Consider the following 318-nt stretch of genomic DNA (forward strand, 5'->3'; position numbering starts at 1 on the left):
CCCTCATCCAATCAGTGCTCTACCTCCGCGGCTCGTTCCTTGAGGCTAGCCCTAAAGCTATTTCGGGGAGAACCAGCTATCTCCAAGTTCGATTGGCATTTCACCCCTACCCACACCTCATCCCCGCGTTTTTCAACACGCGTGGGTTCGGGCCTCCAGTGAGTGTTACCTCACCTTCACCCTGGACATGGGTAGATCACTTGGTTTCGGGTCTACGCCCTTGTACTCATTCGCCCTGTTCAGACTCGCTTTCGCTGCGGCTCCGCCTTTTCAGCTTAACCTTGCACAAGAACGTAACTCGCCGGTTCATTCTACAAA

At 54.1% G+C, this 318-nt stretch carries 1 rRNA gene; it reads right to left on the bottom strand.

Annotated elements, in window-relative coordinates:
• Positions 1-318, bottom strand: a 23S ribosomal RNA gene (locus G4V62_RS19485); the annotation flags it as partial.

Source organism: Litoribacterium kuwaitense (assembly GCF_011058155.1).
GTDB classification, from domain to species: domain Bacteria; phylum Bacillota; class Bacilli; order Bacillales; family DSM-28697; genus Litoribacterium; species Litoribacterium kuwaitense.